The sequence below is a fragment of the Kurthia gibsonii genome, from assembly GCF_006539985.1.
GTDB lineage: Bacteria > Bacillota > Bacilli > Bacillales_A > Planococcaceae > Kurthia > Kurthia gibsonii.
This window is the reverse complement of record NZ_BJOB01000030.1, coordinates 23,799-32,571: the sequence shown is the minus strand read 5'-3', so window position 1 is coordinate 32,571 and position 8,773 is coordinate 23,799. Positions and strand designations below refer to the sequence as shown.

Sequence of the window (8,773 nt, the reverse complement as noted above, 5' to 3'; positions counted from 1 at the left end):
AGTCCGATTAATGCTTTCTTAGCTGCAATTGGTATTGGTGAACAGCAAATTCTATTCACGAATTTCAGTTTCATCTTTGTATCTGTTTATATCTTTATTCCATTTATGATTTTACCAATTTTCAATGCACTGGATAAATTAAATCCTGCATTAATTGATGCTGCACGTGACTTAGGTGCTTCACGCATTACAACATTCCGTCGTGTCATTATTCCATTGACAATGAATGGAATTAAAGCCGGTGTGCAAGCTGTATTTATCCCAGCGCTATCATTATTCATGATTACTCGCTTAATCGCAGGTAACAAAGTCATTACACTAGGTACAGCGATTGAACAACAATTCTTAGTTGCGCAAAACTGGGGAATGGGTTCTACCATTGCCGTATTCCTAATCATCGTTATGTTTATCATCATGTTCCTAACAGGTTCTAAAGAGAAAGGAGAGACACAAAATGGAAAGACTAAGTAAAGGTTCTAAATTCTATTTAGCACTTGTTATGGTCGTTTTATACGCACCAATCTTTTTCCTAATCTTCTACTCTTTCAACAGTGGTGATTCGATGGTAAACTTCAAATCATTTACATTGGAACATTATAAAGCGGTTTTTGAAGATGATCGTCTACTCATTATTTTAATGAATACAATTATTGTAGCCCTACTCTCTGCACTCATTTCGACATTCATCGGAACACTTGGTGCAATCGGTATTTCATCCATGCGTAATCGTAAATTACGCAATACAGTCTTATCGATGAACAATGTATTAATCGTAAGCCCTGACGTTATTATCGGTGCTTCATTCTTAATTCTATTTACAATTGTGGGTGTGAAACTCGGCTTTATGTCGGTAGTATTAAGTCATATTGCCTTTAGTATTCCAATCGTTGTTATTATGGTATTACCAAAACTACAAGAAATGAGCAGTTCATTAATTGATGCTGCACGTGATTTAGGTGCTTCACAACGCGATATTTTAACACGTGTTATCATTCCATTTATTAAACCAGGGATTTTTGCTGGTTTCTTCATGGCTTTAACTTACTCATTAGATGATTTCGCTGTTACGTTCTTCGTTACAGGGAATGGTTTCAGTACATTATCTGTTGAGATTTATTCAATGGCGCGTGCTGGAGTATCACTAACAGTTAATGCGATTTCAGGTTTAGTATTCTTTGTCACAATTATTCTTGTACTTGGCTATCACTTTATTACGACACGTAAAAAAACGGGGGTGCGTAATTAATGAAATCACTTATACGCATTAGTATTGCCCTACTCGCTGTTTGCGGTATCTTATTCTATGCGGTACATTCGCTGAGCCAATCATCTGGTGTATCAGGCAAAAAAGTTTTAACAGTTTATAACTGGGGCGAATATATCGACCCTGCCCTACTTAAAAAGTTTGAAAAAGAGACAGGTATTCACGTCGTTTATGAAACATTCGATTCAAATGAAGCGATGATGACAAAGATTGAACAAGGCGGAACAAACTACGATATCGCCGTTCCATCTGAATACACAATCGAACAAATGAAAGAAAAAAATCTATTATTACCTGTTAATCATAAAGACATTCCGAATTTAAAAAATATTGATGAAGACTTTTTAGATTTACCATTCGATCCAAAAAACCAATATTCAATTCCTTATTTCTGGGGAACAGTTGGGATTGTTTATAACCCTAAATTATTAGGCGACAAATATAAATTCGAACGTTGGGATGATTTATGGGATCCTTCTTTAAAAGGTAAAGTAGTCTTAGTAGATAGTGCGCGTGAAGTGCTTGGTATGGGATTGAACAGTATGGGTAAGTCACTGAACTCAACGGATTCAAAAGAGTTAAATGCTGCAACAGACAAGCTAATTAAGATGGGACCGAATGTCAAAGCAATTATCGGTGATGAAGTAACACAGCTGATGATTAATGAAGATGCGATGGTCGCTCTAACATGGTCTGGACAAGCAGCAGATATGATGTATGAGAACGAAGATTTAACATACACAGTGCCAAGCGAAGGTTCAAACTTATGGTTTGATAATATGGTCATTCCAAAAACGTCTAAAAACGTAGAGGGCGCACATAAATTCATTAACTTCATGTTAGAACCTGAAAATGCAGCTCAAAATGCAGATTATGTCGGTTACTCAACACCAAATAAAGCGGCTCTTTCTCTACTAGATGAAGAAGTAGTAAACGATGAACGTTACTACCCTTCGAAAGAAACACGCGAAAACTTACATGTTTATAAAAACCTTGGCCTTGAAAAAATCGGGGAATACAATGAATTATTCCTGAAATTTAAAATGGCGATTAATGAATAAATGGACTGTAGATGAATTCGTTTCATCTACAGTTTTTTTGATGTTTCAACAGGGTTGTTCTCCTTTATAAAAAGGAATACTACAAGTAAGGTTGTTTCAGTCAAAAGAAGTAGATTTTTTTCATTGCGATTCTATACTATAGTCGTTATTATTTAGCTATACGAAATACTCAACAAAGGAGCCTTCTATGGAAAAGAAAGTAAAATTAGCACTCGCACTCTTAATGTTCAACATGTTTATTTCCATGAGTGGTATCGGCTTAATTATTCCCATCATGCCACATTATTTACAAGGCTTTGGAGGACAAGGCGCTGTACTTGGTTTTTTAATCGCCAGTATCGCACTGGCACAATTCATCTTCTCTCCACTCGCTGGATCTCTCTCTGACCGTTTTGGTCGAAAAAAACTCATCGTAATCGGGCTACTGATTAATGGTACGTTCATGACTTTATTCGGTGTCGCGAGCCATCTTTACGAACTCTATATCTTCCGCTTTTTAACAGGTGTCGGTTCTGCCTTCATCACACCACCCATCATGGCATATGTAGCAGACATTACAACTGGAAAACAACGTGGGAAAGCGATGGGACTAATTGGCGCAGCTATTTCGCTTGGTTTTACAATTGGACCCGGTCTAGGTGGTTTATTGTCCAATATTAATTTACACTTCCCATTCTATTTCGCTGGTGCTGCAGCTATTTTAGCAGGTATTTTAACGATGTTCTTGCTTCCTGCAACAAAACCAGTCGTAGCAAAAGGTGCGAAAAGTACAGGTAGTGGTAATATTTTAAAAGACATGAAAACTTCTTTCACTACACCTTATTTTGTTCTACTATTAGTTGTTTTCATCTTCACATTTGGTATCGCAAACTTCCAATCTTCTATGTCACTATTTTTAACGTATAAATTTGACTTCACACCGAATCAAATTGCCATTGTCTTAACTGTTGGTGGCTTCATCGGTGTTATTGTTCAGGGACTATTATTAGACAAGCTGTTCAAACGTTTTGGTGAGATGCGCATTATTCTGTTCAGTCTAGTTATCGCATCAATCTTTACAATTTGTATGATTTACATTAGTGGATTCTTCCTTATCCTAGTTGTTGCAACGATTTTCCAAACAGCGGCTGTTCTTATTCGTCCAGCAGTCAATACACTCATTTCCTATGCTGCTGGGAAAGAACAAGGTTTTGCTTCTGGTATGAACAACTCCTATATGTCTCTTGGGAATATGATTGGACCCGCAATTGCAGGTACATTATTCGATATTAATATGTCGATTCCATTCATCGTAGGTGGTGCCGTTCTCATGATTTGCTTCGTGATCACCTATGTATGGCAAAAGCGAAATCCCATTCAAAGACCTGTACATCAACAACCGAATATCGACTTGGATACAAAAGCATAAACAAAAAAGAATCGCGTAACTTATCACGCGATTCTTTTTTTTCGTACTTATATTGTGTTGTGCAAATCAAGATGCACGCCTTGAAGACTTCATAACTTTTTTACGTTCTTTTAATAAATCAATGAGATCTTCTCGATTCATGAGTGTCACATGACAAGCAGTAGCTAATTGCTTTGCGGCCTGTGTGTAATAATTATTCGTAATCACCCATGCTTCATTTGCTTCATAAAAAGCCTGTGCTGCATAAATTTCTTGTACTGCTTTTAAACCAACTTTATCTTGATAACGCTTTGCTTGAATCACAATTTTCCCTTCATCATGTTGTAACATGACATCTGCCCCAAAATCATTAGAGCGCTGCGTTGCAACTGCTTCGTAACCTAAGTCTTCAAATACATGTGCTAAAAAGTCCTCAAAAACATATCCGTCCATTTCATCGACATCACGAATTTGTGTCGTCTGCATTAATCGTTCATAGGATTTTCTTCTTTTTCTTTCTTGAATAAAGCGAATCAATATCGAAAGGAATAAAAGAATCCCAACCGCGATGGCACCCCATACGATATATTCAATTAATTGGTTCATCTGTGTACTCCTTTATTTACGTAATCTGTTTTATCATACAGAAAGCAGCAAAAGAGAACAAGTGTTTTATTTATTTCAAGTGGAATTGTCGAAGAAATCCTTCTACAAATAAAATATTTTGTTCGATGAGATTTTCATCGGGTGATATTTTTGCATGGTGTAGTCCATAAGGGGTATTCGCCCCAGCCCAAAACATCGCGCCCGGAATCTCTTTTAAAAAGAAACCAAAGTCCTCCCCAGTCATCGCTGGTGGGCATTCGTACGCTGTCATACCTTCTACAGAATCTGCATATTGAAGAAGCGATGTCGCACAGTGTGCATCATTGTACACTTGATAATACATTGAACCATAGTCAATCGTCACATCACATTCAAATGCAAGGGCAGTCGCCTCACACAATGTTTGAATACGTTTTTTTATTTGCGCCATACTCTCAGCTGTTACTGTACGGATTGTTCCTTCCAAACGTGCAGCATCTGAAATAACGTTTTGTACGGTGCCAGAAGTCATTTTACCAACTGTAATAACAGAACCTTCTAATGGATTGATATTACGACTGACAATCGTCTGTAGTTGCATAATAAGCGATGCAGCTGCAACAGTCATATCTTTTGTATGGTGCGGAAATGCTGCGTGTCCACCTAGTCCTTTTAAATCAATAAAAAGTTCAGATGTATTTGCAAATAACATACCAGGTCGTGTTGCAACAGTTCCAACAGGATACTCTGGTGCGATGTGACATGCAAACATATAATCTGGAAGTAGTTCTGGATGTTCTGCCTTCACCCACTCTAACATAGGCTCTGCGCCTCCAGGGCCTTCTTCAGCAGGTTGGAAGTACAATAAAATCGTATGCTCTGGTTGAACATCCGCAAATCGTTTCGCAAGCCCTAGCGCAATCGTCATATGGAAGTCATGTCCACATGCATGCATGAAACCCTCATGTTCAGAAGCGTATGATAAATTAGTTTGTTCTTGAACAGGCAAACCATCTAAATCTGTTCTCCATCCTAATTGCAAACGAGGATTAATACCTTCAATAACTAAAATAAAACCCGTTCGCCATTTTATGATACGCATATAGGGCTTTATAAACGATGTAATTGTATCGAGTAAATATTGTTGCGTCTTAAACTCTTGAAAACCAATCTCCGGAATTCTATGTAAATCCCTTCGAACTTCCATAAAAGACTTCACACCATTCACCTCTTATATTTTTCTTAAATCTTGCATAATTTCTGTTTTTGATTTTGTTTTTTCATCAATTTTTTTAATTTCACGTGCTGGAATACCTGCAACTACTGTATAAGGTTCAACATCTTTTGTTACGACAGCACCTGCTGCAATTACTGCACCTTCTCCTACTCGTACTCCTTCTAGAAGAACTGCATTTGCACCAATCATTACATTATTTTCAACTACTACAGGGTCAGCACTTGGAGGTTCAATCACACCTGCTAAAACGGCACCTGCTCCAATATGGCAATCTTCTCCCACTGTTGCACGACCACCCAATACAACATTCATATCAATCATCGTACGTGCGCCAATTTCCGCACCAATATTAATAACACTACCCATCATGATTACTGCGTTATCACCAATTGTAACTTGATCTCGAATAAGTGCGCCTGGTTCGATACGTGCATTAATCGCTTTTGTATCTAATAAAGGCACAGCTGAGTTACGTCGGTCTTGCTCGATTACGTAATCTTCAATCTGTGCCTCATGTGCGTTGATTGCTTGTTCAATTTGTGACCAGTCACCAAATACAACTACGGAATTACCTTCACCAAATACTTTACTATCTGTACCAAAGTCTAATGAAGACACATTTGTACCTTTTACATAAACTTTAACTGGTGTTGTTTTTTTGGCATTTGCTAAGTAAGCGATAATTTCTTGTGCGTTTAACTTTTTCATTGTGCATTTCCTCCTATTGAAAAAAAGATGCACTAATTGTAACCGATTATTCAAAAAATTTCACTTATTTTTTGAATAATCATACAAACATTCTGCATGTTGTTGCACAATTTCAACAAAAGCTGCTACTTGACGGAGCTCAAAACTCGAATCATATCCAATCAACCATGTATCACGTGTTAGTGCAAATTTTTCATCATCACTGACGAGGTTGATTCGATTGACATCTTCTTCGCCTGTCAATGTAATAGAAGGTAAAATCGCATAGCCAATACCATTCAGTGCCATCTGCTTACACGTTTCGATTTGGTCAACTGTGATTTGATGCTTTGGACTTGAAGAAAATTGTCGTTGCCACCATTGTTGAATTTCTTGATAATAATTCGAATCACTTTTGAATTGAATAAAAGGTCGTTCAGTCTCAAATACCTCATCCAGTGATTTAATTTCTTTATCTACTAAGTACATTGTATCTCTAAATAAATGTGTTTTTCGGCCTTTCCAATCAGAATGCCCACGTACAATCCCAATATGTGCTTCACCATCATATAGCGCTTTGACAATTTCAGATGACCAGCCTGTCATGAGCGAAATTTTCGCATCTGGATATTTTTGTACGAACTCTTTTAATACTTGTGGCAACCATGTGTGCCCAACAATTGAAGCACATGCAATTTTCAATGTTCCATGTACTTTTTGTGTTAACGACTGTAGTTGTTCATACACTTCTTCTCGTCTAGTAGCCATCTCATTCGCATATTGAATAACAAGTTCACCAGACGGGGTAGGTGTTAAACCTTTTTGTGAACGTAAAAAAAGCTGCGTTCCCCAATCTTTTTCAATTGATTGTAAGCGTTGTGAAAGTGCTGGTTGCGATAAAAATAGGCGTTCTGCTGCTTTTCTCATATTTCCTTCTTCAGCTAAAATTTTTAAAATTTGTGCTTCAGATGTTGTCATGCGAACACCTCCATATACGTATTCAAAATGTATGTAGTTCAAAATAATAAAAGGACCTGTCTCATCCGTTCTCTTAAGACAGTTCCTTTTAATTCAGCCAAAATGATTATGATTTTGGTTGATATACATATTTTTTTAACTGTTTTAAAATTACACGACGTGTCATAATCCCAACAAATGTACCTTCATCATCAATTACACACAAGAAGGCATGATTAATTACTAAATCTAAAGCTCGCTTAAAATTATCATTAATATTCAATGTAGCAATGTCTCGATCCATAATCTCTGTGACATTCGACACTTCTAAATTTTCATATTCAATTCGTTCTAAGCCTAAGACTGAATCCATGATCATACGAATACTAATTAGACCATGAAAACGATAGCTTGAGTCGAGTACAGGAATCGACGAATATCCTGTCTTTGTTAATACTAATAAAGCATGCTCTGCATTATTACCAATTTGAACGTGCGCTACTTTCTCAGCTGGTATAATAAAATCATGAATTGGCATTTCGAGCAATTCTTTGCTGTTCGTGGAAATCATAGAATTCTACTCCTTTTCTATTTAAAAAATAGAGTACTTCACCTCTTTTTATCATAACATAAAATGAATTGAGAATACTATGCATAACTCGAAAATACTCAACATGACAAGGATGTAAGCGGTATCAACCTTTTAAAATGGATGTGAGTTTAACCACTGTCCACCATCTAGTGTCACACATTCACCATTCATATACGCGGCTTTGTCCGATAAAATAAATGCCGCTAAATCTGCAATTTCTTCTGGTTGCCCTAAGCGATGAAGTGGTACAGACTGTAATGTACGTTTAGCTGCTTCTTCCGATTCCCATAATTTCTCTGCTCCTCCTGTTCGGTCGATCGGACCAGGTGCAATAGCATTCACACGAATACCATAAGCACTTCCCCATTCAACTGCTAATGTGCGTGTTAAAGACAGTACCCCTGCTTTTGCAGCTGCTGAATGGACAACACCAGCTCCTGCTTGCCAAGCGTAAGTTGCCACCATATTTAAAATGGCTCCTTTAATTTGATGTTCAATCCAATACTTCCCTACAGCTTGAGAACAATAAAAAGTTCCATTTAAAACAATATCAATGACAGATTTCCAACCATTTGGAGATAGGTCTTCTGCACGTACAATAAAATTTCCAGCTGCATTATTTACAAGTCGTGTGATGGTACCAAATTTATCATGAACATATTTCACCATTGCATCTACATGCTCTACTACACGAACGTCCATTTGAAATACCGCAATTTCTCCCATTGCTGTTTGCTGTAGTTCGCGCTGTGCAGCATATAATCTTTCTTGATCACGTCCTGTAATCACTACATGTGCACCTTGCTCGGCAAAATTCTTCGCCATGTATTTCCCCATCCCATTTGATCCGCCTGTAACAATAATTACCTGACCTGCTAACATATTATTTTCCCCCTTCTGGTTTAAAAGTGAATAACCATTCATTTTTACTTATTTTAACATATCATATACTTTTCACACAAAGAAAAAGCGTATGATAAGAGGAATGTCCTTCTTTCATACG

10 protein-coding genes are annotated in these 8,773 nt (G+C 37.3%); 4 read left to right on the top strand and 6 right to left on the bottom strand.

The window, feature by feature from the left end; all coding sequences use genetic code 11:
- The 4 genes from KGI01_RS09720 to KGI01_RS09705 form a co-directional block, all read left to right on the top strand.
- Positions 1-471, top strand: a 471-nt coding sequence (locus KGI01_RS09720; RefSeq protein WP_141274522.1) for an ABC transporter permease, incomplete at its 5' end; no start/stop codon positions are given.
- Positions 455-1,246 (top strand): ABC transporter permease, encoded by a 792-nt coding sequence (locus tag KGI01_RS09715; protein WP_141274521.1) that lies wholly within the window; start codon positions 455-457, stop codon positions 1,244-1,246. The genes KGI01_RS09720 and KGI01_RS09715, both read left to right, overlap by 17 nt.
- Complete coding sequence (locus tag KGI01_RS09710; RefSeq protein WP_087682390.1) at positions 1,246-2,325, top strand: ABC transporter substrate-binding protein; 1,080 nt, start codon at positions 1,246-1,248, stop codon at positions 2,323-2,325. The genes KGI01_RS09715 and KGI01_RS09710 overlap by 1 nt, the downstream gene beginning before the upstream one ends.
- 187 nt (positions 2,326-2,512) lie before the next feature.
- Positions 2,513-3,733 (top strand): MFS transporter, encoded by a 1,221-nt coding sequence (locus KGI01_RS09705; RefSeq protein ID WP_141274520.1) that lies wholly within the window; start codon positions 2,513-2,515, stop codon positions 3,731-3,733.
- Between the two features lie 66 nt (positions 3,734-3,799).
- On the opposite strand, the gene KGI01_RS09700 is transcribed toward KGI01_RS09705, so the two are convergent.
- The 6 genes from KGI01_RS09700 to fadH all read right to left on the bottom strand — a co-directional run bounded on the left by KGI01_RS09700 (position 3,800) and on the right by fadH (position 8,652).
- Complete coding sequence (locus tag KGI01_RS09700) at positions 3,800-4,318, bottom strand: restriction endonuclease (protein WP_121175774.1); 519 nt, start codon at positions 4,316-4,318, stop codon at positions 3,800-3,802.
- Positions 4,319-4,388: 70 nt separating this feature from the next.
- Positions 4,389-5,516, bottom strand: a complete 1,128-nt coding sequence (locus KGI01_RS09695; RefSeq protein WP_141274519.1) for an N-acetyldiaminopimelate deacetylase — start codon at positions 5,514-5,516, stop codon at positions 4,389-4,391.
- Between the two features lie 12 nt (positions 5,517-5,528).
- Positions 5,529-6,242: a 2,3,4,5-tetrahydropyridine-2,6-dicarboxylate N-acetyltransferase gene (gene dapD, locus KGI01_RS09690; protein ID WP_068455255.1), complete on the bottom strand. Its 714-nt coding sequence runs from the start codon at positions 6,240-6,242 to the stop codon at positions 5,529-5,531.
- A gap of 60 nt (positions 6,243-6,302) precedes the next feature.
- Positions 6,303-7,199, bottom strand: a complete 897-nt coding sequence (locus KGI01_RS09685; protein WP_068455258.1) for a transcriptional regulator CcpC — start codon at positions 7,197-7,199, stop codon at positions 6,303-6,305.
- 106 nt (positions 7,200-7,305) lie between these two features.
- Positions 7,306-7,749, bottom strand: a complete 444-nt coding sequence (cbpB, locus tag KGI01_RS09680; protein ID WP_068455261.1) for a cyclic-di-AMP-binding protein CbpB — start codon at positions 7,747-7,749, stop codon at positions 7,306-7,308.
- Between the two features lie 132 nt (positions 7,750-7,881).
- A complete protein-coding gene (gene fadH, locus KGI01_RS09675; RefSeq protein WP_068455264.1) occupies positions 7,882-8,652 on the bottom strand; it encodes a 2,4-dienoyl-CoA reductase in 771 nt (256 codons plus the stop codon).
- Between the last annotated feature and the right edge of the window lie 121 nt (positions 8,653-8,773).

What these genes read in the sequence shown, in the direction of transcription:
- KGI01_RS09715 (WP_141274521.1), top strand. Translation starts at nt 455, where the DNA reads ATGGAAAGACTAAGTAAAGGTTCTAAATTCTATTTAGCACTTGTTATG.
- KGI01_RS09710 (WP_087682390.1), top strand. Translation starts at nt 1,246, where the DNA reads ATGAAATCACTTATACGCATTAGTATTGCCCTACTCGCTGTTTGCGGT.
- KGI01_RS09705 (WP_141274520.1), top strand. Translation starts at nt 2,513, where the DNA reads ATGGAAAAGAAAGTAAAATTAGCACTCGCACTCTTAATGTTCAACATG.
- KGI01_RS09700 (WP_121175774.1), bottom strand. Translation starts at nt 4,318, where the DNA reads ATGAACCAATTAATTGAATATATCGTATGGGGTGCCATCGCGGTTGGG.
- dapD (WP_068455255.1), bottom strand. Translation starts at nt 6,242, where the DNA reads ATGAAAAAGTTAAACGCACAAGAAATTATCGCTTACTTAGCAAATGCC.
- KGI01_RS09685 (WP_068455258.1), bottom strand. Translation starts at nt 7,199, where the DNA reads ATGACAACATCTGAAGCACAAATTTTAAAAATTTTAGCTGAAGAAGGA.
- cbpB (WP_068455261.1), bottom strand. Translation starts at nt 7,749, where the DNA reads ATGATTTCCACGAACAGCAAAGAATTGCTCGAAATGCCAATTCATGAT.
- fadH (WP_068455264.1), bottom strand. Translation starts at nt 8,652, where the DNA reads ATGTTAGCAGGTCAGGTAATTATTGTTACAGGCGGATCAAATGGGATG.